The 21,762-nt window shown below is 49.7% G+C and carries 19 protein-coding genes and 1 pseudogene; 16 read left to right on the top strand and 4 right to left on the bottom strand.

Features of this window, described 5'->3' with window-relative positions; all coding sequences use genetic code 11:
* The first annotated feature begins 249 nt into the window (after positions 1-249).
* Both fakA and fakB read left to right on the top strand, forming a co-directional pair.
* Positions 250-1,866: a DAK2 domain-containing protein gene (gene fakA / locus DCCM_RS09675; RefSeq protein WP_104372191.1), complete on the top strand. Its 1,617-nt coding sequence runs from the start codon at positions 250-252 to the stop codon at positions 1,864-1,866.
* A gap of 169 nt (positions 1,867-2,035) precedes the next feature.
* Positions 2,036-2,881, top strand: coding sequence for a DegV family protein (gene fakB / locus DCCM_RS09670; protein WP_104372190.1), 846 nt, complete (start codon positions 2,036-2,038; stop codon positions 2,879-2,881).
* Positions 2,882-3,025: 144 nt separating this feature from the next.
* Here fakB and DCCM_RS19475 read toward each other — a convergent pair whose 3' ends face one another.
* The 3 genes and pseudogenes from DCCM_RS19475 to DCCM_RS09660 all read right to left on the bottom strand — a co-directional run.
* Positions 3,026-3,151, bottom strand: a complete 126-nt coding sequence (locus tag DCCM_RS19475) for a hypothetical protein (protein ID WP_269433748.1) — start codon at positions 3,149-3,151, stop codon at positions 3,026-3,028.
* 227 nt (positions 3,152-3,378) lie between these two features.
* Positions 3,379-3,642 carry an FmdB family zinc ribbon protein gene (locus DCCM_RS09665; protein ID WP_104372195.1) on the bottom strand — a complete coding sequence of 88 codons (264 nt, stop codon included), beginning with the start codon at positions 3,640-3,642 and terminating at the stop codon, positions 3,379-3,381.
* 145 nt (positions 3,643-3,787) lie between these two features.
* Positions 3,788-4,099, bottom strand: a pseudogene (locus DCCM_RS09660) (Spx/MgsR family RNA polymerase-binding regulatory protein); the annotation flags it as partial.
* Positions 4,100-4,439: 340 nt separating this feature from the next.
* Between DCCM_RS09660 and DCCM_RS09655 the strand changes: the two are divergent.
* Positions 4,440-5,396, top strand: coding sequence for an LCP family protein (locus DCCM_RS09655; protein ID WP_104372188.1), 957 nt, complete (start codon positions 4,440-4,442; stop codon positions 5,394-5,396).
* Between the two features lie 71 nt (positions 5,397-5,467).
* Here DCCM_RS09655 and DCCM_RS09650 read toward each other — a convergent pair whose 3' ends face one another.
* Complete coding sequence (locus tag DCCM_RS09650; protein ID WP_104372187.1) at positions 5,468-7,420, bottom strand: acetoacetate--CoA ligase; 1,953 nt, start codon at positions 7,418-7,420, stop codon at positions 5,468-5,470.
* Between the two features lie 397 nt (positions 7,421-7,817).
* Between DCCM_RS09650 and DCCM_RS09645 the strand changes: the two genes are divergently transcribed.
* The 13 genes from DCCM_RS09645 to DCCM_RS09585 all read left to right on the top strand — a co-directional run bounded on the left by DCCM_RS09645 (position 7,818) and on the right by DCCM_RS09585 (position 21,760).
* Positions 7,818-9,362, top strand: coding sequence for an acyl-CoA carboxylase subunit beta (locus tag DCCM_RS09645; RefSeq protein WP_104372186.1), 1,545 nt, complete (start codon positions 7,818-7,820; stop codon positions 9,360-9,362).
* A 26-nt stretch (positions 9,363-9,388) separates the two neighbouring features.
* Positions 9,389-10,171: an enoyl-CoA hydratase-related protein gene (locus tag DCCM_RS09640; RefSeq protein ID WP_104372185.1), complete on the top strand. Its 783-nt coding sequence runs from the start codon at positions 9,389-9,391 to the stop codon at positions 10,169-10,171.
* 15 nt (positions 10,172-10,186) lie between these two features.
* On the top strand, positions 10,187-11,203 hold the full coding sequence (locus tag DCCM_RS09635; RefSeq protein WP_104372184.1) for a hydroxymethylglutaryl-CoA lyase-like TIM-barrel protein: 1,017 nt from the start codon (positions 10,187-10,189) through the stop codon (positions 11,201-11,203).
* Positions 11,204-11,469: 266 nt separating this feature from the next.
* Positions 11,470-12,327, top strand: a complete 858-nt coding sequence (locus DCCM_RS09630) for a hydroxymethylglutaryl-CoA lyase (RefSeq protein WP_165792095.1) — start codon at positions 11,470-11,472, stop codon at positions 12,325-12,327.
* 175 nt (positions 12,328-12,502) lie between these two features.
* Complete coding sequence (locus tag DCCM_RS09625) at positions 12,503-13,393, top strand: site-2 protease family protein (RefSeq protein ID WP_104372182.1); 891 nt, start codon at positions 12,503-12,505, stop codon at positions 13,391-13,393.
* Positions 13,390-14,277, top strand: a complete 888-nt coding sequence (locus DCCM_RS09620) for a putative PEP-binding protein (protein WP_104372181.1) — start codon at positions 13,390-13,392, stop codon at positions 14,275-14,277. Before DCCM_RS09625 ends, DCCM_RS09620 begins: the two co-directional genes overlap by 4 nt.
* Positions 14,278-14,786: 509 nt before the next feature.
* Entirely contained in the window at positions 14,787-15,470 is a 684-nt protein-coding gene (locus DCCM_RS09615) for a response regulator transcription factor (RefSeq protein WP_104372180.1), read from the top strand.
* Between the two features lie 153 nt (positions 15,471-15,623).
* Complete coding sequence (locus DCCM_RS09610; protein WP_104372179.1) at positions 15,624-16,031, top strand: response regulator; 408 nt, start codon at positions 15,624-15,626, stop codon at positions 16,029-16,031.
* A 275-nt stretch (positions 16,032-16,306) separates the two neighbouring features.
* Entirely contained in the window at positions 16,307-17,224 is a 918-nt protein-coding gene (locus DCCM_RS09605) for a YveK family protein (protein WP_104372178.1), read from the top strand.
* Positions 17,225-17,244: 20 nt separating this feature from the next.
* Entirely contained in the window at positions 17,245-17,964 is a 720-nt protein-coding gene (locus DCCM_RS09600) for a CpsD/CapB family tyrosine-protein kinase (protein WP_104372177.1), read from the top strand.
* Between the two features lie 107 nt (positions 17,965-18,071).
* Complete coding sequence (locus DCCM_RS09595; RefSeq protein WP_104372194.1) at positions 18,072-19,880, top strand: polysaccharide biosynthesis protein; 1,809 nt, start codon at positions 18,072-18,074, stop codon at positions 19,878-19,880.
* A gap of 338 nt (positions 19,881-20,218) precedes the next feature.
* Complete coding sequence (locus DCCM_RS09590) at positions 20,219-20,911, top strand: PIG-L deacetylase family protein (protein WP_104372176.1); 693 nt, start codon at positions 20,219-20,221, stop codon at positions 20,909-20,911.
* 27 nt (positions 20,912-20,938) lie between these two features.
* Positions 20,939-21,760, top strand: coding sequence for a formyltransferase family protein (locus DCCM_RS09585; protein WP_104372175.1), 822 nt, complete (start codon positions 20,939-20,941; stop codon positions 21,758-21,760).
* Positions 21,761-21,762: the final 2 nt, after the last annotated feature.

Here is a 21,762-nt window from a genome sequence, read left to right as displayed (position 1 = left end):
CGCGCCTTGCATCTGGAGCTTTTTGAACGGCCTCGGGCGGTAGTTTAGCAACATGTTTATTGTTTTTTCAATGTGTTTTTCAACACTCTCCTAGCAGTGAGTTTAGTGGGGTCAGGCCTTACTTTGTGAAATTCTAATTTCACAAAGTAAGGCCTGACCCTTATTTTTTGCCTGCTGGAAAAGGTTTTGCCTTAAAATATGGCGAATATATGTCGAATATTTGATTACGGGCAGCTAGGAGGCAGCTGGATGCGATTTGAACACTTTAACGGCGGCGAGTTTTTGGTAATGCTGGTGGGAAGCTCCAATTTGCTGGCGGAACACCGGGCCGAAATAGATGCTCTGAATGTATTTCCGGTGCCGGACGGGGATACCGGCACAAATATGTATCTCACCCTCCTGGCGGGGGTTAAAAAGGCCCGGGAAAATCCCGGGAGGACCGTCGGGGAAGTGGCTTCGGCGGTGGCGGAGGGAGCCCTGCTGGGTGCCCGGGGCAACTCCGGGGTAATACTTTCACAAATTCTGCAGGGCATTGCCTCGGTATTGGAGGGCAGGGAAGAGGTATCCGTCAGTGACGTGGCCGCCGCCTACCGGGCCGGCTCCGACGCCGCCTACCGGGCGGTCACCAGCCCGGTGGAGGGCACCATGCTGACCGTGACCAGGCGTATAGCCGAGGCCTATGAAGACAGCTCCCGAAAGAATTACGATCTGCTCCGGGCTACCCTGCACTCGTACAAAACAGCCCAGCAGGCCCTGGCCGAGACCCCGGAAATGCTCCCGGTTTTGAAACAGGCGGGGGTGGTGGACGCCGGCGGCAGGGGCATGGTGGTAATGATGGAAGGAATACTGTATGCCCTGAAAATGGCCGCGGCCCGGCAGGAGCTAAAGCTTTTCGACCTGGCCGCAAGCCAGCAGAAGGAATTTGTGGGCCGGCAGACTGATTTCTCCACCATCATCCAGTACTCCTATTGCACCGAGTTGGTGGTCAGGGGCGGCGGCCTGCCCCTGGAGCGCATGAAGGAGGAGCTATCTCCCTACGGGGACTGCCTCATGGTGGTGGGGGGCGGAGAAACCGCCAAAGTTCATATTCACTCCAACCATCCCGGGCTGGTGCTGGAATGCTGCCTGAAATACGGTGTGCTGCACTCGGTGCACATCAACAACATGGAGGAGCAGCACCAGGAGATGAAACAGAGGCCCGCCCAGGAGCGGCCCCTGGGGGTGGTGGCCGTGGGGCTGGGGGAAGGCATAATCAGTATTATGGAAAGCCTGGGCGTGGATGTGGTGGTGCCCGGAGGGCAGACCATGAACCCCAGCGCTGAGGATCTGCTGGAAGCGGTGAGAAATGTGCCGGCGCAGAAAGTGCTGGTGCTTCCCAATAATAAAAATGTTATTTTAACCGCCCGGCAGTCGGCCGAAATGTCGGAGAAGGAAGTCAGGGTGGTTCCCACCGTCAGCATGCCCCAGGGGCTGGCGGCCATGATGGGTTTCAATCCATTCGGAGATATAGATGAAATAGCGGAAAAAATGATGGAAAACGCGGCGGAGATACAATACGGCGAGGTAACCAGGGCGGTGAGGGACACTGCTATTGGCGGCAAGCCGGTATCGGCAGGCGACTATATAGGACTTCTGGGAGATGAATTGACTGCCGGGGGCGGCGATTTTGACGCGGTGGTGGAAGAGCTGCTGGGCCGTATGATTAATTCCGGCACAGGGCTGGTGACTCTTTATCACGGCGCCGATATGAACGGCAAAGCAGTGGATGAGCTATCGGACAGGCTTGGTGAAAGGTTTCCCGGTGTGGACTTTGAATATCATTACGGCGGGCAGCCGCATTATCAGCTGATTATTTCAGCGGAGTAAATAGGTCAGGGGACACACCTTCTACGGTTATCCAGCAATCATAGCTTAGCAACAAATTCACGAAGGAATGTCCCCAACGTATGAAAGGGGACACACCTTCTACGGTTATCCAGCCATCATAGCATATCAACAAATTCACGAAGGAATGCCCCCAACGAGGAGGGAAAGCTTGCAAAAGGTCAGGATTGTTACCGACAGTACCGCCGACCTTGACCGGGACACTTACAACAGGTACGGCATAACCATGGTTCCCCTCAAGGTTTTTTTCGGCCAGGAGGTATTTCTGGACGGGGTGGAAATAACCCCGGACCAGTTTTTCAGGCGCCAGGTCGACGGAAAAGAAATATCCACCACCTCACAGCCCACCCCGGCGGAGTTTGTTGAGGTTTACAAACCTCTGGCGGAGGAAGGCAGCGCCATTATTTCCCTGCACATTTCCTCTAAAATGAGCGGCACGGTGCAGTCCGCCCAGTTGGCCAAAACCATGCTGAATTATCCCGAGCTGGAGGTTATTGATTCCGCCGTTACCAGCGTGCCGCTGGGGATAATGGTTATAAACGCCGCCAGGGCTGCTGCCGAAGGCAAAAGCAAAGAGGAAATAATCAAACTGATCCGTTTAATGCAGGAGGAGCACCAGGTTTTCTTTGCCGTGGATACCCTGGAGTATCTTCAGCGGGGCGGCAGGATAGGCAAGGCCCAGGCTTTTCTGGGAACCCTGTTGAACGTCAAACCCATACTGACCATTAAAGACGGTTACGTTTTCCCCCACGAAAAGGTCAGGGGTAAGGCCAAATCCTTTGACCGCATAGTCAGGATAATGCAGGATAAATTCGGCCAGCGCGAAGTGCAGTGCTTCATGGTGCACGGCGAGGACTGGGAGGGCATGGCCCAGTTCAAGGAAAAGGTTTTAAAAGGACTTAATTGCGTTGAAGCTTTTGAAAGCAGACTGGGCCCGGTGGTGGGCACCCACATAGGACCGGGTGTGGTTGGCATGGTTTGCCTTCCGGTGCTGTGAAATTATTAATTTACCTTTTTTATATGTTCTCCGGGGCAGTTGCTGGCTTCAATCAGAGTATAGCCCTAAACGCCGGGGGCGAAATTGGGCGGGTTATGTTGTAAAGAGGGGACAGGCTTGTATCAAGCCTGTCCCCTTATGACTTCAGGTTTGCAAATCGGTCTGGTGCCTGAGCGCCCATATTCCGGCATTCTCGTCACATTTCTTATCGCCGGGACACTTAACCAATTCGGATATTGTTTTATTATCCAGGGGGTCTTTTTTCTTCATCCGGATCACCTCCAGGCATTATAATTTTTTAACTGAAATTATTTTGTCAATCCGTCACAACAGTTAATCATAGAAGTATTTGCCTCTCCACGGCAAATGGTTAAGAACAGAAATCGCCCTTCGGGCGACTCCGAAAAGTTGTCCACAGATTTACCAGGAGCATAATTCCCTTAACAAAGATAAAAGCGGGAGCCGCTTAATGCAGCTCCCGCTTTTTAGCGCGGATGTTAATTCTCCTTGTTGGCTCCGCAACACGAGCCCGGGGTGCAGCCCTGGCTTTCGCTGCTGCTGCCGCAACAGGGGGTGTGAGTGTGCAAATCATCGTTGGCGGGCTTGCCCACGGCGCTGGGCAGAAAAGGGGCGGAAATCAGCCTGGCCACATTGGCGCCGTCACAGGCAGGGCAGAGGGGCTCTTTTTTTTCGCTGCCCGGCAGTTCGAGATTTTCAAATACCTTGCCGCAGTCCCCGCATTTATACTCAAAGATTGGCATAAAATAACCTCCCATATAAAAATTATAAATTTTAACCTGCCATTTTTTCGACAAAGGTTTGAAAAATCCTTCCGGCATTTTAAAAGAAAGCATATTCAAAAAATAATTACCGCTTTAATGAAGGCCGGCAGTCAGCCCATTCTTATCACAGTTTAAAAAAATTTCTGTAGGCTTCTTCCTTGAATCCTACCAGCGCCCTTTCCCCGTCGGTGAGCACCGGCCTTTTGAGCAGCATCCCGTTGGCGGCCAGGGCCGCCAGCAGTTCATCCTTGCTCATGGCGGCAAAGGTTTCTTTGCCCATCGCCCTGTATTCCCTGCCGCTGGTGTTCAGCAGCTTTTTGGCCTCCAGCCCGCTCCGGGTCAATATGGCGTCCAGTTCCAGGGTGTCCGGTGCCGTCTTGGTGAGATCGATTTCATCAAAGGTTATGTTGTTTTCCTTTAGCCAGGACCTGGCTTTGGCGCAGGTGGTTCATTTGGGGTGGCAGTAGAAGGTAACCGGCGATTTCATAATTTTTTAACCTCCGTAATCATATATAGTTATGGTTTTTGCCACTGTATCAACAATCATAATCACAAGGACTCATTTATTTTTGTAGATATTTCTATTTTTACCCCGGATATTCCTTTTTATAAAAAAAGCCGGAAAGCTTAAACCATGCCTTACGGCTTCCCCTCTATCATACCAAAGGATGATTTATTAAGAATTGAAAAATTAACGCCTTTCCATTGATGATGGAAGAGATGTATTATATTAAAATGAGTTATGACGAATTAATACTTTGAATAAAGGTGAAAAAATGAAGAATAATATAAAAAAATGGATATTAATCATTTTAGGAGTTTGTCTTTGGGAAGTTGCTGTTTTTTTCGGTAGTTATATTTATGACTCGATGAATCCTCAAAAGGTGTTGCTTGCCCAGCATGAGGAGAGTCAATCATCACAGAGCGATAATTCATCAGCAGAAAGAGAACATGATTACAAAAATGATATTGGAGCCACAACCAATGTTATTAATATTCTTTTCCTTGGTATCGACAAGACTGATGAACGGGAAAGCTGGTTGGGTGTTTACCGGTCCGATACCATTGCTATTGCCAGAATCTATCTGGATAGTAAGAAGATAAAAGTATTGAATATTCCCAGAGATACCTATACCTATGTTCCTATCGCCAATAAAATGGACAAAATCAATCATGCATTTGCTTTTGGCAGCGTTAATGGCAATGGAGTTCAGGCTAGCCTTAATGCCGTCAGCCATTTTTTTGACAAGCAAATTATCGACTATTATTTTACAATGAATATGGAACCAATTCCCAGTATTGTTGATGAGATTGGTGGTGTGAAACTTGATGTTGAAATTGATATGAAAAATCATGGAGCCAATCTCAAAAAAGGGCTACAGGTATTAAATGGCAAGCAGGCATTTTACTATATCAGGTGGCGTTACTCTGCCGGAGGGGATATTGATCGCATTAAGAGACAGCAAAAATTTATAAGTGCGCTTTATACGCAGCAGCGTGATTCCGGGAAGATTATTGAAACTTTGAATATTATTCTTAAACATAAGAATAATATTCAAACGGATCTCAATATTAAACAATTAATCGGGCTGGCAGCATCTTTATCGGATATTCCCAATGGAAACGTTACTTATTATACTATCCCGGGCACATGCAAAATGATCAATGGCATATCATATTGGCTGCCGGATGAAAATAACACAAATGAGATAATAAAAGAATTCCTTTGTTAAATAATCTATAATAATGCAAACAAAAAGCCGGAAAATATAAACCATATCTTCCGGCTTTAATGATTTCTTTATTAATTTTGCAGCTCCGGCAGGTTTCTATAGAATTCCAGCGCCTCCGGGTTGGCCAGTGCGTCCTGGTTTTTCACCGGAAGATTGTGAATGATGTTTCTCACCGCCAGTTCCACTTTCTTGCCGTTGATGGTGTAGGGTATGTCCTTTATACGGATTATTTTTGCCGGCACGTGACGGGGGGTGGTGTTTTCCCGGATGGCCTTTTTTATGCTGCCGGTCAGTCCGTCATCCAGTTCAACCCCCTCGGCCAGCTTGACGAAGAGGATTACCCTGACGTCGTTGTCCCAGTCCTGGCCCACCACCAGGCTGTCCAGGATCTCCGGGAGGGTTTCCACCTGGCGGTATATTTCCGCGGTGCCTATCCTCACCCCGCCGGGATTGAGGGTGGCGTCGGAGCGGCCGTAAATAATTACTCCTCCTCCGGGGGTTATTTCAATGTAGTCTCCATGTCTCCAGACGTTGGGGTAAACCTCAAAATACGCGCTCCGGTACTTTTTATTGTCCGGGTCGTCCCAGAAGCCGACGGGCATGGAGGGGAAGGGTGCGGTGCAGACCAGTTCGCCCTTTTTCTCCAGCACAGGGCTGCCTGTTTCATCGAAGGCCTCCACCTTCATGCCCAGGCCCCGGCACTGCAACTCCCCGGCGTACACCGGACCGGTGGGGTTGCCCAGGGCGAAACAGGATATAATATCCGTGCCGCCGGAAATGGAGGACAGGCACAGGTCCTGTTTAATCTCCCGGTAGACGTACTCAAAGCTTTCCACCGGCAGAGGCGAGCCGGTGGAAAGCACCGCCCGGAGTTTTCCAAGGTGGTGGTCCCGGCCCGGGGAGACATCCGCCTTTTCCACCGCCGCCAGGTATTTGGCGCTGGTTCCAAATACGGTGACGCCCTCTTCAGCAGCCATCTTGAAAAGGGCGCCGGGGTCCGGGTAAAAGGGCGAGCCGTCATAAAGGACCGCCGCGGCTCCCACCGCCAGCGAGCTGACCAGCCAGTTCCACATCATCCAGCCGCAGGTGGTGAAATAAAATATGGTGTCGTTTCTTTTTAAATCCGTGTGCAGAATGAGTTCTTTCAGGTGCTGGAGCAGGGTCCCCCCGGCGCCGTGCACTATACATTTGGGAACGCCGGTGGTGCCTGAGGAGTACATGATATACAGCGGGTGGTTGAAGGGCAGTTGCTCAAATTCTATTTCCAGCCCTTCCTCCGGCGCCAGGAAATCATTGTAATAAACTGCGCCGGGCAGAGAGCCTATATCCGGGTTGCTTTCCGCGTAAGGCACCACCACCACCTTTGCAATGGAGGGAATGTCCTTTAAAAAGCCGGCTATTCTGCCTATGGAATCGTGTTTTTTGCCTCCGTAGTAATAGCCGTCCGTGGTGAAAAGCACCCGGGGGCCGATTTGACCGAAGCGGTCCAGTACCCCCTTGGTGCCGAAATCCGGCGAGCAGGAGGACCAGATGGCCCCTATGCTGGCGGCGGCCAGCATGGCCACCACTGTTTCTATCATGTTGGGCATAAAGCCCGCCACCCTGTCCCCGGCTTTGACCCCCATATCCCTCAGGGTCTTTGCGGCCCGGGCCACCTGGTTGTACAGGCCGGCGTGGGTAATCCTCACCGCGTCCCCGGACTCGTTCCTAAAAACCAGTGCGGTATGGCTGTCCCTGTGGCGCAAAAGGTTCTGGGCAAAATTCAGCCTTGCCCCGGCAAACCACCTGGCTTCCAGCATATTGTCCGGGCTGTTTACCACCTGCCGGTAGGGGGCGGAGAAAATAACATCGCAATAATCCCAGACCGACGCCCAGAAATCCGGTATATTTTCAATGGACCAGTGATAAAGCCGGCTGTATTCCGACAATGACAGTCCGTATTTTTCATTAACAAAATTTATATAACGGGTCATGTTGGCTTCTTTTATTTGCTCCTCTGACGGTTTCCACAGCAAAGCTCCCATTAAAGGCCCTCCTTTTATTTGTTAATTCAAAATATTTTACCAATTATCTTTGCAATACGTATGCCATGCTTTAAAACAGTGATTTTGACGGCTAATGGACCGGTTGCGTTTAAAGGTAGTAAACAAATGAATATACAGGCGGCGTAAAAATGTAAATACGGGGGACATTTTTCCCGGGGGGCAGCCCCTGACAACCATGAAAACTAACAGAATATTCTGGCACTGTTCTTGCTCTATTTATAATTCAGCCAGGAATTAACGGCGGAGAAAATAAAAGCAATCCGCTCCCAGGGCACGGAAATTACCGCTTTACAGAATTATTGTTTACAATTTTTTACGTCACGGCGGATGTAAACCCGGATTAACACTTAATTATATTGCGAAGGAGAGTTGGTAAATGGAAGATTTAAGCCTGCGCCGCCTGGATGCCGGACTAAAGGAAAGAGAACGGGCCGTATTAAGCGGAGGGGCCCAAAAGTATCACCAAAGCAATGCCAAAAAGGGCAAGCTCTTTGTCCGGGAGAGGCTGGAACTGCTGCTGGACCCGGAGTGCTGGGTGGAGGACGGCTTTTGGGCCAACAACCTGGCGGGGGACCTTCCCGCAGACGGGGTAGTTTGCGGGGTTGGCAGGATTCAAGGCCGCACCGTCTGCATAATGGCCAACGACTCCACTGTAAAGGCGGGTTCCTGGGGTTGGCGCACGGTGGAGAAAATAGTGCGCATACAGGAAACCGCCATTGATCTGAAAGTGCCCATGCTTTACCTGGTGGACTCCGCCGGGGCCAGGATAACGGACCAGATAGAGATGTTTCCCGGGAGGCGGGGCGCCGGAAGGATTTTTTACAACGAGGTTAAAATGTCGGGAATGATTCCCCAGATTTGTCTGCTCTTCGGTCCTTCAGCCGCCGGGGGAGCCTATATCCCGGCTTTCTGCGACGTGGTTTTCATGGTAAACGGCAATGCCAGCATGTATCTGGGCTCCCCCCGCATGGCGGAAATGGTTATATTCGAAAAGGTAACCCTGGAGGAAATGGGCGGGGCCAGGATGCACTGCTCCGTCAGCGGGTGCGGCGACCTGCTGGCGGAAACGGAGCAGGAGGCCATCCAGGCCTGCCGCGGCTATCTGAGCTACATGCCTCTGAATTACCGGGAAAAAGTAAGCCTGGTGGAGGCCAGGCCGCCGGCCCCGGGCAGGGATATTGAAGAAATCGTGCCTGTCCGGGAAAATGTCCCCTTTGACATGTATGAATTCATAAACCGGCTGATTGACCAGGGAAGCTGGTTTGAAATAAAGAAGCTGTTCGCCCCGGAACTCATTACCGGGCTGGCCAGAATAGGCGGCAGGGCGGTGGGTATAGTGGCCAACCAGCCGAAGGAAAAGGGAGGGGTGCTTTTCGTGGACTCCGCCGATAAAGCCGCCAGATTCATGCAGCTTTGCGACGCTTTCAACATACCCCTGCTGTTTTTGATGGACGTTCCAGGCTTCATGGTGGGATCCCACGTTGAGCGCCAGGGAATTATCCGGCACGGGGCTAAAATGCTTTCCGCCATGGTGCAGGCCACGGTGCCCAAAATTTCCGTGGTGGTGAGAAAGGCCTACGGCGCCGGGCTGTACGCCATGTGCGGCCCAGCCTTCGAGCCCGACTGCTGCATGGCCCTGCCCACCGCCATGATAGCTGTGATGGGACCCGAGGCCGCGGTTAACGCGGTTTACGAAAACAAGATAATGGCCCTGCCGCCGGAGGAAAGGCCGGCCTTCATTCAGCAGAAGAGAGAGGAATACAAAAAGGATATAGACATTTACAGGCTGGCCTCGGAACTGGTGGTGGACCATGTGGTAACAGCCGGAAAACTGAGGGATGAACTGGTGGCCCGCTTCGCCCTGTATGAATCCAAGGAGCAAAAGTTCGCGGAGCGCAAGCACCCTGTTTATCCGGTGTAAATATTTAATGAAAGGCGGGGTCTGGCATGTCCTATGAAACCTTAAAAATAACCAGGGCCGGAAACATAGCAGTTCTTTCCTTCAACCGCCCGGACGCCCTGAACGCCCTCAACACCAGGATGGCCCTGGAACTGCCCCGGGCACTGCTGGAACTGGAGCTGGACAACGGTGTTTTCGCGGCGGCGCTCACCGGGGAGGGGGATAAATCCTTCTGCGTGGGGGCTGATTTAAAGGAAAGAAAAAACATGTCCAGGGAAGAGATGAGAACACAAAGAGCCCTCTTTGTGAAGGCATTTACCGCGGCGGCGGAATTTCCCAAGCCCCTGGTGGCCGCGGTTAACGGCTTCGCTCTGGGGGGCGGCACCGAATTCGCCCTTTGCTGCGATTTTATCATAGCCTCGGAAAACGCCGTGTTCGGGCTGCCCGAGGTGGGCCTGGCGGTGACTCCCGGCGGAGGAGGGACCCAACTGCTGCCCCGGGTAATCGGCCGCAACCGGGCCAAGGAGTTGATTTTCACCGGGCGCAGGATAACCGCGCGGGAAGCGTATGAGCTGGGACTGGCCAATTACGTGGTCCCCGGGGATAACCTCATGGCCAGGACCATGGAAATAATGAACGAGATCGGCAAAAACGGTCCCATCGCCCTGAGACAGGCCAAAAAGGCCATAAACCTGGGTGTGGAGCTGGAGCTTCACACCGCCCTGGAACTGGAGGCGGAATGCCATATAGTCTGCCTGACCACAGAGGACAGGGATGAGGGCTTAAGAGCCTTTAACGAAAAAAGAAAGCCTGTGTATAAAGGATTATAGCAGGAGGGATGAGAAGTGTTTCAATTGAAATATCCTGAAAAGGTGACGCTGGGTGAAATTACCGTCAGGGATGGCTTCCAGCACGAGGAGAAATTTATTCCCACCCCTGCCAAACTGTGGCTGCTGGAGGAACTGATACTGGCCGGATTCCGGCGCCTGGAGGTGACCAACCTGGGGAACCCCAAAGGCATGCCCCAGTTCGCCGATGCGGACCAGCTCCTCAAAGCCGTCAGGAGCAGCAGGCGTGTGAAGGAATTGCTGCCCGAAGTGGAGCTGACCGCCGTCACCATAAGGGAAAAAGCGGTGGACAGGGCCATAGAGCTGAAAAAGCAGGGCATCGGCCCGGACCGCATACTGCAAATGGTTTCAACTTCCCCGTCCCACATGTATAAAAACTCCGGGCTGGACCACAAGGGCTACTGGGCCATGACCGAAGACAGCATAAAAAAGGCGCACGACCACGGCATAAAGGTAAACGGCACCGTAAGCACCATCTGGGGCTGTCCCATTGAAGGCCCCACTGAGCTGAAAAAGGCGGTGGAGTTTACCAAACACTACCTTGAACTGGGCGCGGACGATATAGAGCATGCGGACCACGACGGCTCCGCCCCGCCGGACAAGGTTTACCGGTACTTCTCCATGGTGCTGGACGCCCTGCCCAATCCGGATTTGCACATTGCCCATTTTCACGTCACCCGGGGCTGGGGGCTGGCCAACGTGCTGGCCGCCCTGCAGGCGGGAATTACCCATTTCGAGTGCACCCTGGGCGGCACCGGCGGCCAGCCCACCAATTTCATCGACGGCTATCCGGTTTCGGGCACCGGGGCGTATTACTACCAGGACCCCAATATAGTGGGGCTGGTATGCACAGAGGACCTGGTGGTGATGCTGGACGAAATGGGTATCGACACCGGTGTGAATGTGGACCGGGTGCTGGAAATTGGCAGGATGATGGAGAAAATCTGCGGGCGCCGGCTGAGAAGCGAATGCATCGGGACCGGCAGGATACCCAAGGGGCCAACCGGCTTTTAGCCGTCAGGTTCTAAGACTTTTGCCCCTACCAAGGAAGTGTGAAATGAGAGTCCGGAAGTGATTGTTTTAAATAATTCGCAAAGCGAATTCCACCTGTATTCCCACTTCCGGTTTCCCGCGTCTCACCTCTCGTTTCCCACCGGTCTTAGGGATGGCTTTTAAACAGTAAACTCCGTAACTTTGCTTATGTTCACGGGCGCCACCTCCTGAGCGAAGCGAAGGGAGGGGTGAGTTCACAACTTTGAAATATTTGAGGGGGCTTGGGATTGCATTGGCCTGGAAAGATTACCGTCCGGGAGGTCGGCCCCAGGGACGGGCTGCAAAATATCAGAGAGTTTGTGCCCACGGAGAAAAAGGTTCAAATGATCAGAGCCCTGGCGGCGGCCGGAGTAGTCGCCATTGAGGCCGTTTCCTTTGTCAGCCCCCGGGCGGTGCCCCAAATGTCGGATGCCTATGAGGTTCTGGCCGCCCTTGGGGATTTGCCCGGGAATGTGACCTTAAGCGCCCTGGCGGGAAATCTGAAGGGAATGGAAAGGGCCGCAGGCTCCGGGGTCCGGGAGGTGGTGGCGGTGGTGTCCGCCAGTGAGACTCACAACCGGGCTAATTTAAACCTGCCTGTGGAACGTTCCCTGGAAGTATTAAAGGATATCGGCGCCATGGCGGCCTCCGCCGGAATCAGGCTCAGGGGGGCGGTGGCCACCGCCTTCGGCTGCCCCTACCAGGGAGAAATTCCTGAATATCAGGTGAAAAAGGTGGTTGAAGGCATGCTGGCAGCCGGGATGGGGGAGATTACCCTGGCGGATACAGCCGGCATGGCCGACCCCAGGCAGGTATACGAACTGGTAAGGAAACTTTCGGCCGGTTATCCCGGGGTGGCCTGGGCGCTGCACTTTCACGACGCCAGGGGGCTGGGACTGGCCAATGCGGTGACGGGAATACAGGCCGGGGTAACGGTGCTGGAAAGTTCGGCGGGGGGCCTGGGGGGATGCCCTTTTATTCCCGGCGCCGCGGGAAACATAGCCACGGAGGACCTGGTGTACATGCTGCACAGAATGGGGATGGAAACAGGCGTTGATATTGATGGCATACTGGGCTGCGGCAGGATGCTGGAGGGAATTTTGTAGGGAAATACCCGGGCCGTAACCAGGTAAATAAATATTGAGCGAAAAAAGTTTATGATAAATCCCGGATAATGTTAATTCCGGGATTATATTTTTAAAATAATCCGGTGTATTAGAATTAAAACCTAATATAATAGTAGAAAGTACTAAAGCATGACACTGTCCGGGGTGAGGTTGATTGGACCACAGGGAAAACATGTCTGACGACAATAAAGACTCTACAATTCAGAATGACAACACCTATGACAATTACTCAAAGGGCGGCGGCGGGCAAAAAAAAGGTATACTGAAATTTATCGCCCCGCTGCTGGTTTTACTGGCTTTCGTGGGCAAGGTTTTAAAGCCTTTGCTGGTGCTTTTGAAATTCAGCAAGTTCGGCGCCACCTTCGTGTCAATGTTCATTACGGTGATTGTGTACTCCGCTTTTTTCGGCTGGAAGTTCGCCCTGGGTTTCGTGATACTGTTGTTGATACATGAAAACGGCCATCTTATGGCGGCCAGGAGGACCGGGCTCCCGGTATCCAGGCCCATATTCATTCCCTTCGTGGGGGCATTCATCAGCATGAAGGAAATGCCAAAAAATGCAAGGCAGGAGGCTATTATAGGACTGGGCGGACCCCTGCTGGGCGGGCTGGCCTCCCTGGCCTGTTTCGTTATCTATGACGCCCTGAAGGAACCGTACTGGCTGGCCCTGGGCTACACGGGCTGTTTTTTAAACCTGTTCAACCTGGTTCCCCTGGGTTTTCTGGACGGCGGCAGGATAGCCACCGCCATATCCCTCTGGCTCTGGATTCCCGGCGCGGTGATACTGGGGGTGCTGGCCTTTAAAATAGGCAATCCGGTAATTTTTCTGGTATTAATACTGGGGCTTTTTGAGGGCTACAAAGTATTCAAAAACAGGCGTAATCCCGAGGCCATACAGTACTATACCCTGGACTCATCCTTCAGGCTGAGGCTGGGACTGATATACCTGGGCCTGCTGGCGGTACTGGGAACGGGAATGGGTGTATCTCTGGAAATGCTGGAAAGTCTGAGAAGTGATATAATTGTCCAGGGTGAAAAAATATGACTGAAAACGCTGCCACAATTACCGCCGACGGTAAAATTATAAGGATTACGGCAAAAGTGCAAACCGGAGAACAACTGGCCGGGGCTGCGGAAAGCGGCGCGGAGGCCATCGGACTTCTGGATTTGAGAGGTTTTTCCGGGCAGGAGCAGCCGGACGGGGAAGAACAGTACCGGATATACAGGGAAATAAGCAAAATAATGGGGGACAGGCCCGTGACGGCAGTTATTACCAATTGGCGCGGCCACCGGCAGACTGACCCCGATCTTTTAAAAAGTCAACTCAGGGCTTTGCTGAGAGCCAGTAATCATGGCAATTTCAGCCTGGTGCTGCCCGGGGTAAGCCAGGTGTCGGAAATTATTAAGGTAAAGGAACTGCTGGGGGAAGCCCAGGCTGAACTGGAGGAGGGTAATACTCCCTTCCGCCGGCCCGGGGAGATAGGAGTCATGGCGGATATACCCGCGGTGCTGGCGGCCATGGAGATATTTTGTTTCGAGTCCCGTTTCTTCATCTCCGGAGACAACACCATAAACTGCCTTTTTGCCGCCGGCAGTGAAAGCCGTTCCGGTGATGACCTGCTATATTATTTTGATCCGGCCCACCTTTCCTATTTGCAGGAATTGGCGGAGAGGGCCTGCCGCAGGCAAAAGCGGGCAGGCATATCATCCCCCATGGTTAGCGAGCCGGCGGCGATACCATTACTGCTGGGCATGGGTTATGAAGAAATAATAGCGCCACCTGAAATAATACCGGCTACCCGCGGGCTGATCCGGCGGATAAACGCGCACTCGGCGAAACTCATCGCCTCCAAGGCCATATCCTATTGGGAGCCGGAGAAATCGCTGAGATACTGCAGGGATTGCCTGGCTAAGATGGTGAGACTTTAATCAACTAATATTAATTGCTAATTAAGATGTTATTAACAAGCCTATCCTTCAACAGATGGGCTTTCTATATTTGATTTTTATCACGGGCATTAAACCTAAAGAAAAATTAATATTTTCGACAAAGATTACTTTTTCGACGCTTATAGGGTATTTTTAAAGAGAACATATATGTTCTTATTTAGTATATTGATGTATAATTTAGTATAAATAGCAGGAATGGAATCGTTTTATAACCGGCAAGGAGAAAACTGCATAACAAAAAACCCTATTTTAACAGGCATTTCGATAAAGGATTTTGAAAAGGTAAAAAAGAATGAGTTAGCATAGTATTAATACTCTATATTTTGTTCCTATACCGAAAAGGCGATCTGAAGTTTCGGGAGAGCAAAGCCAGGATCAAAGGAGATAACCTCCAGTATGATGTACCGGCTACCGAAGATAGGACCATATCGTACTATTTTCGTAGCCTTATTATTTATAATCTAGTAGTATGAAAGGGGCCTAATACCATGGATAGAATTCGGCTGCTTATAGTCAGTGACGATGCATCATCCAGGCGCGGTTTGACGGCAATTTTCAGTTCGGAGGATATTTTTGACGTGGCCGGCAGCTACTCCCAGGAGGAAGGCATCGAAAAATCCATCCAGATTCAGCCCGATGTGGTGCTGTTGGACATATCCGAAGACATAACGGAATTCAGCCGGAAAATAAAGAGCATAAAGGACGAATGCCCTTGCAGCATGGTGTTGGCCCTGGTGGAGAATGAACAGAAAATAAGCATTTCAGAGATAATGGGCCAGGGAGTGGACGGCTTTGTGCCCAAGGGTATAATCCGGGGGTGCCTGGTAAAAGCGGTTGAGCTGGCCTGCCGGGCGGGGTTGTTTTGCCTGCCGTCCTGCTATAAAAAAGTGGTTTCAACCGCCGTGACGGAAAGGGTTGTGAAAATTGAGGACTATAAAGGCTGTTTAAATGAAAAGAATGAAATGCTGACGAAACGGGAAATGGAGATACTTCAACTAATGGTGAAAAATAATTCCAACCGTGAAATAGCAACCAAGCTTTTTATTAGCGAGCCCACAGTAAAAACTCACGTCAGCAGCATCTTACGAAAACTTGGGCTGAACAACAGGGCCCAGGTAATTATATATTCGTACAAACACGGACTTGTTGACGACTCTAAAAGCGCAACTTAATATAGATCTGAACTAATACTTCAATCATCCGGCAGCCCGATTGTAAACCCGGTTAATGTAATATAATTTTGTGCTATGGCCTCCAATTTAATGGAGGCTTTTTTAATTGTCATTTGTTCTTCAGGTAGTTTTTTGGGGTTATAGGAGGGGCTAATGCAAAAGGTCAGGTCATTGATAAGTTGCGACCACAAAGTGGTGCGCGACGGGCTGGCGCTGATATTCAACTCTTCACAGAATATAGAGGTGGTGGGCCACGAGGGTGCGGACGTAATAGATGAGGCATTCAGATTGCAGCCGGACCTGCTGGTCCAGGAACTCAGCACCATCAGTGAAAATGAGTTTGAATTGTTGAGGAAATTAAAAAGCCTGTGCGGCTGGACTAAGATAATAGTCCTGACCTCACAGCCCCTGACCAAGGAGTGTCTTATCTCACTGCTTGGTGTTTGCGACGGTTGTCTGCAAGGTCCGGTACTGCCCGGATTTCTTCTAAGGGCTATCGACATGGCCTGTTTCTCCGGGCATTTCTTTTTTTTAGGGTCTTCGAAAAAGATGATTCAGTAGGTATGCCAATAACCATATCAATAAATTGTGCCCATTTAAAGTATGAAGCAGGTGGAAAATAAATCGTCTTTTTAATCATCCCCTGGAAGGATGGCGCAAAAAGTCGCATCTGTTAATATTTTACCGTGTATACCTGGTTTTTTTATTTTCTTTTGAAATTAAGGATTATTGTTTAAATTTTGTTAGTTTGAGGTAAAGCAATGTTAATTTATTTAAAAAATGATGACTCCGGAAGAAAGTATTATATTTTCAAATAAAGTGAGGTGAGAGGTCAGTTGAGTAATCAAGACACTCAATGTAACATTGACGACCAGTCTATTGATTTACGGGCATTAATCAATGTAGTAAAAAAACGCTTTTGGATTATTGCTTTATTGACGGTGGCAGCGGTAACCGTCAGCGGCCTATTCAGTTACTTCTTTATAACACCTGTTTACATGGCCAGGACAGTACTGCTGGTCACCCAGGCGGCAGAAAAGCCGCAGGCGACAAGCCAAAAGGACGATGTTAACTCCATATTGAATAATGCCTACCGCATCCCGGTCCTTACCATGAATACCTATGTGGGTCAGGTAAGAAGCGAAGCTTTGATGCAGCGGGTGATCAACAAGCTGCACCTGGACCAGTTGGGCTATACGCCCCGTTACCTGGCAGGGCAGATTAATGCCACCGCCGCCAAGGACTCCTACCTTATTGAGGTAACCGTAAGTAACGGTGACCCTATACTTGCGGCAAATATCGCCAATACATTGAGCCAGGAATTTATGGCTCAAATTTCTGAAAAGAACATGGAAGTCATGGACCGTTCCGTTAAATTCCTGCGGGACCAGGTGAAAAATATTAGAGCTGAACTGGCAGTAACCACTGATTCTTACGAGAAGCAGCGCTTACAGGGGGTACTTAACCTCCTCACCGAGGGCATCACCAGAACCCAAATCGCCCGTTCCATTGACATTGGCAATACTAGTCTGGTGATTGTATCTCCCGCCATAGCTCCGTACAGTCCTGTAAAGCCGAACATAAACCTGAATATGGCCGTGTCCCTTATGCTTGGTCTAATGGCTTCCCTAGCCCTGATTTTTTTGTTTGAGTTTCTGGACAATACCATCAAGACTCCGTATGACGTGGCAGCGCATCTGGACCTGCCCGTACTTGGGCTCATACCGTCCGCTGATAGCCGGAGAATGTACTGATAATAAGCGAGGTGTCTTACGTGTTTAGAAGTAAAAATGTTCCTACAACGCTAATTACCCACAAAAACCCGAAATCTCCAATTGCAGAGTCCTTCCGGACCCTGCGTACCAACCTGTATTCTACTGCGGCTGAAGGCCGAGTGGACGTGCTGCTCATCACCAGCGTGGGCCCCCAGGACGGCAAGTCGGCGGTGGCTTCAAATCTGGCTGTGGTGATGGCTCAGGCCGGCGGCAGAGTGCTCATCGTGGACGGAGATCTTCGAAACCCTACCATGCACAAATTGTTTAACCTGGACAACAGCAAAGGATTGACCAATTTACTGGTGCAGAACCTCGACGACATAAAGGAAGCGGTACATTCTACTGAAATAGATGGGGTCTGGGTAGTTCCCAGCGGTCCAATCCCACCCAACCCCTCTGAATTGCTTGGTTCACAGAAGATGAAGGCTCTCATGGAAAAAGTGTCTCTACATTACGATACTGTCATCCTGGACGCGCCGCCGGTTATTGCCGTAACAGACGCAGCAGTGCTTGCTCCTATGGTTGATGGTGTAGTGTTGGTGGTAAAGGCCGATTCCTCCCGCATCGACATGGTGAAGGAAGCAAAATTGCGACTGGAAAAGGTCAATGCCAATATTGTTGGAGTGGTGCTAAACGAAGTCAAAATGCATGCTGATGACTACCGTTATTATTCCTACTGCCAGGATCAGGAGAAGGCACCGAAAGTAGCTATCTTATAAGCAAAATTAGGTACTGATTGTAATGGCCAATTTTACTAGAAAATCTGTAATAATTATTTGAAGTAGGGAGATTTGTAGTGAAGAGCTTTAGAAGGATTATCATCCTGATGTCCTGTGATGCATTACTGGTAAACCTGGCTATAGCCGTCCCGGTCATTATCAGGTTTTACGGCAGTCAGAGCTTTTTAAGTTTTCTTCAATATTATATGATACTTGGTTTATTAATTACCATTATCTACATAGCTTTTTTTTATCTGTTCAATTTATACAACCGCGTCTGGGCCTATGCCAGCACCAGCGAACTGGTGGCCATTGTCCAGGCCGTTACCCTGGGCAGTTTTGGGACCATAGCTCTTACGTATTTTACATACTGGCCGCTGCCAAGAAGTGTAGTTATAATGCAGTGGGCCTTCACTATTATTCTTATCGGCGGGTCAAGGCTGGCCTGGCGGGTATATGTGGAGCAAAGAAAGACAAATGGCTGCAAAGCCGGCCGCCGGGCACTGATTATCGGAGCTGGCGATGCCGGTGCCATGGTGACCAGGGAGTTTAAAGGACACAAGCTTAATATCAGGCCGGTGGGCTTTATCGACGATGATCCCAACAAGCAGAGATTGACAGTCCTTGGACTTCCCGTGCTTGGAAACAGGGAGGCCATCCCCCAGGTGGTTAAGAAGCTCAACGTCGACCTTATTATTATCGCTATGCCCAGCGTGAGCACCGCTGTTATCCGGGAATTTGTTGAAATCTGCCGGGAGACTGGGGCGGAAATGAAAATACTTCCCGGCATGTACCAAATAATTGATGGACATGTATCTGTAAACCATTTAAGGCCGGTGCAACTGGAGGATTTGCTCCACCGGGAGCCGGTGCGGGTTGACCTGGAGGAAGTGGCGGGGTATCTGAGAGGGGAAACCGTGTTGATCACGGGAGCAGGGGGTTCCATCGGCTCGGAGCTATGCCGCCAGGTTTCATTGTTCGGGCCACAAAAACTAATTCTCTTTGGACACGGTGAAAACAGTATTCATAAAATCTGGCTGGAGTTGGAGGAAAGTTTCAAAGGGATACCGCTAGAAATTGAGATTGCCGATGTCAGGGACAGGTCCAAAGTTAATTATATCTTTGAAAAGCACCGCCCTGGCGTAGTTTTTCATGCTGCGGCCCACAAGCATGTTCCCCTGATGGAGTTGCACCCGGATGAAGCTGTGAAAACTAATATAACCGGTACACTGAATGTTTCCGACGCTGCCGACCGGGTGGGGGTAAAGGTCTTTGTTATGATATCCACGGACAAGGCTGTCAACCCCTCCAGTGTCATGGGTGCAACCAAGCGAATGGCCGAATTGATCATTCAAAACAAAAATAGAGTGAGCAATACTATTTTTACCGCCGTCCGCTTCGGCAATGTATTAGGCAGCAACGGCAGCGTGGTGCCGATATTTCAGCGGCAGATTGCTAACGGCGGCCCGGTTACCGTTACCCACCCGGAAATGAAACGCTATTTCATGACCATTCCAGAGTCGGTACAGCTGGTCATTCAGGCCGGGGCTATGGCAGAGGGGGGAGAGGTCTTTGTTCTCGACATGGGTGAGCCTGTAAAAATAGTGGACTTGGCCAAGGACATGATAAAATTCTCTGGCCTCGAACCGGAAAAGGATATTCAAATTACATTTACCGGCGTCCGCCCGGGTGAAAAGCTCTTTGAAGAGCTATTAACAGCCGAGGAAGGCTCCCGGGCCACCAAGCACAAGAGGATATTCATAGCCAGGCCTTCACTGGTTGATGTGTCAGCCCTTGGGCAAGGTATAGTAGAGCTTTTTAGTAAAGGGCATCTCTGTAAGCGCGAGGATGTATTTGCAATATTGTCTTCTATGATACCTATTTTAAAGCGATACCAGAGAGAACAGGCAGGTTAATTTAATTTTGTACAACAAACGTTATGTGTAGTTGAAGTTGTCAACCGACGAGTAGTACGATAATTTTGTTCAACGATAAAAATTTTCGACGCAGAGCTAATACTTTTGAACACAACGATTTAGATAAAAACGCTGATTAAGTCCTTTTTTTAAAAAGTGCTTGAATGGTTTTAAAAGGCATTTTGTGTTATGGGGTAAGGATAAAATGCTAGAGAGTGGCAATAAGTGTTTGATTTTATCTGCACCACATAGTAACCATAATTATTTACATTCAATCAAGCCATGTTGTTGAGAGGAATTTTGGCTGTATGAGTTTTTAATCAAGTGGGGTGCATGAGGTGTCATATTTAATTGTTGCTGCCCATCCAGATGATGAAGTCCTTGGGGCGGGAGCCACGATGTATAAGCTAGCTCAGGCAGGTCATGAAGTAAATGTTTGTATTATATCGGGCGAAGTCAATGCAAGAAATAACCGTCCTGGAACAGTAGAGCTGCATGAAGATGTAAACAGTTCCATGAACATTTTGGGTGTTAAGAGAGTTATTAAAGGCGATTTTTCAAACATTGAGTTAAACATCGTGCCACATCTAAAGCTTGTTCAGTTTATAGAAAAAGCAATTATTGAAACAAAAGCAGAGATAGTTATTACACACCATCCTGCGGACTTGAATAATGACCATTTACATACCTCGCTTTCCTGTCAAGCCGCTGTGAGATTGTTTCAGCGCAGAGATGATGTTTTACCATTGAAAGAGTTGTTATTTATGGAAGTGCCGTCCGCTACAGAGTGGGGCCTGAATGCAGCCATGCAGAAGTTTTTTCCCAATACTTTTTTTGAGGTTACTGAGGAAGGCGTATACAAGAAAATTGAAGCCCTGGCGCAGTACAGAGGTGTAATGAGAGATTACCCTCATCCTCGCAGTTTTGAAGCTATCAAGGGACTAGCAACTTATCGCGGAGGGCAAGCTGGGATGGTTTATGCAGAAGCCTTTCAATGCGTTTTTAGGAGGGAGACGTATCACAGACACTAAAAAAAGAATAGTAGAAGGGACTTAAGAATGAACATGGCATTTGCAACCTGTGTCCAGTTAGGACTCAGTTGTATTGAAGAAATATATAAAATCGGTGGACAGCTTAACTTGCTGATCACATTGAATGATGATAAAGCAAAAGATAAATCCGGCAGGATTCATCTTGATAAAATAGCAGCAGAATATAATATTCCGCTCTTAAAGATTAACAACATCAACGATAATATGGTTATTGAAGCGATAAAAGATATTGACTGGTTATTCATTATTGGCTGGTCACAAATTGCGGGAAAAAGGCTGCTTGAGACACCTGCATATGGCTGCATTGGAATGCATCCCACCCTATTGCCGAAAGGCAGAGGAAGGGCTGCCATCCCCTGGGCGATCTTAAAAGGCTTGCGTGAAACCGGAGTAACAATGTTTAAAATGGACGAAAGAGTTGATGCCGGTAATATTATCGGGCAGGGCATTATTGAGCTTGAGGGTAAAACTACCGCAACTGAGCTTTATAAAAAAGTCAATAATATGCACATAGAACTAATCGCGAAGTATTGGAACGACATTGTTACAAACAATTTCACGCTGATAAAGCAAAATGAAGCAGAAGCTACTGAATGGCTGGGGCGTAAGCCCGAGGACGGCGAGATATTTAATGGTATGACAATAGATGAAGCCGATAAAATGGTCAGAGCGGTTACCAAGCCCTATCCCGGTGCCTTTTATAGATATGGTAGTAAGGTGCTAAGAATATGGGCTGCCAAGGTTAAAGTCGAAAGTTGTGGCGATAATTACGCAATAAAGCTGGTCGATGGCTATCTGGTGCCGGTTGATTATGATGTTGAGGGATAAGT

This window comes from Desulfocucumis palustris (assembly GCF_002933875.1).
Taxonomy (GTDB): Bacteria; Bacillota; Desulfotomaculia; order Desulfotomaculales; family Desulfocucumaceae; genus Desulfocucumis; species Desulfocucumis palustris.
Note: the sequence above shows the minus strand (reverse complement) of the source record. Positions and strands in the feature narration are given on the sequence as shown.

What these genes read in the sequence shown, in the direction of transcription:
- DCCM_RS09620 (WP_104372181.1), top strand. Translation starts at nt 13,390, where the DNA reads ATGACTGAAAACGCTGCCACAATTACCGCCGACGGTAAAATTATAAGG.
- fakA (WP_104372191.1), top strand. Translation starts at nt 250, where the DNA reads ATGCGATTTGAACACTTTAACGGCGGCGAGTTTTTGGTAATGCTGGTG.
- DCCM_RS09665 (WP_104372195.1), bottom strand. Translation starts at nt 3,642, where the DNA reads ATGCCAATCTTTGAGTATAAATGCGGGGACTGCGGCAAGGTATTTGAA.
- DCCM_RS09645 (WP_104372186.1), top strand. Translation starts at nt 7,818, where the DNA reads ATGGAAGATTTAAGCCTGCGCCGCCTGGATGCCGGACTAAAGGAAAGA.
- DCCM_RS09615 (WP_104372180.1), top strand. Translation starts at nt 14,787, where the DNA reads ATGGATAGAATTCGGCTGCTTATAGTCAGTGACGATGCATCATCCAGG.
- DCCM_RS19475 (WP_269433748.1), bottom strand. Translation starts at nt 3,151, where the DNA reads ATGAAGAAAAAAGACCCCCTGGATAATAAAACAATATCCGAATTGGTT.
- DCCM_RS09650 (WP_104372187.1), bottom strand. Translation starts at nt 7,420, where the DNA reads ATGGGAGCTTTGCTGTGGAAACCGTCAGAGGAGCAAATAAAAGAAGCC.
- DCCM_RS09640 (WP_104372185.1), top strand. Translation starts at nt 9,389, where the DNA reads ATGTCCTATGAAACCTTAAAAATAACCAGGGCCGGAAACATAGCAGTT.
- DCCM_RS09610 (WP_104372179.1), top strand. Translation starts at nt 15,624, where the DNA reads ATGCAAAAGGTCAGGTCATTGATAAGTTGCGACCACAAAGTGGTGCGC.
- DCCM_RS09585 (WP_104372175.1), top strand. Translation starts at nt 20,939, where the DNA reads ATGAACATGGCATTTGCAACCTGTGTCCAGTTAGGACTCAGTTGTATT.
- DCCM_RS09595 (WP_104372194.1), top strand. Translation starts at nt 18,072, where the DNA reads ATGTCCTGTGATGCATTACTGGTAAACCTGGCTATAGCCGTCCCGGTC.
- DCCM_RS09655 (WP_104372188.1), top strand. Translation starts at nt 4,440, where the DNA reads ATGAAGAATAATATAAAAAAATGGATATTAATCATTTTAGGAGTTTGT.